This is a genomic window from Gluconobacter sp. Gdi (assembly GCF_014132155.1).
Lineage (GTDB): Bacteria > Pseudomonadota > Alphaproteobacteria > Acetobacterales > Acetobacteraceae > Gluconobacter.
The window spans coordinates 1-466 of sequence record NZ_BLJQ01000070.1; the positions used below are offsets into that span (position 1 = coordinate 1).

The 466-nt window shown below is 58.2% G+C and carries 1 protein-coding gene; it reads left to right on the forward strand.

The annotated features are described in order from the left end of the window. On the forward strand, positions 1-466 hold a 466-nt coding region (locus JN414_RS16515; RefSeq protein ID WP_202208887.1), incomplete at both ends, for a hypothetical protein.

A 466-nucleotide genomic window follows, 5' to 3' on the forward strand; every position in this document is an offset into this window, starting at 1 on the left:
CCTGAACGGGACCTATTCCGATCTGGGCATCTCGGTGAATGACGGCAGTTATGGCGAGGTCGGGCACTACCACAAGGGCAAGAAGAAAAGCACCAAGACACTGGCCGAGCTGCTGGGCAACATTGATCTCAGCAGCGATGACGACACGTTCAACAAGGCGCTCCAGGGCGGCATGCCGTCCTCTTTCGACAGCGTTGAGACGTACGAAAGCACGCTGTCGTCTCTCAAGCAGACAGCGGATGCGCTCGACGATCTGGGCGTGCATGTCACGAAATTCGACAGTGCGACCAAGGTCACGGTCGGCCATATCGACGGTTACACCGGGGATCTGGCCACCATGCTGTCGGGGCTTGATGGCAAGAGCATTTCCACGGATGCCCTGACCAGTGAAATCAGCACGCTCAAAAGCCTGCTGGACATCACGGACAGCGGGTCGGAAAGCCTCATGTCGCAGGTCGATGACCTC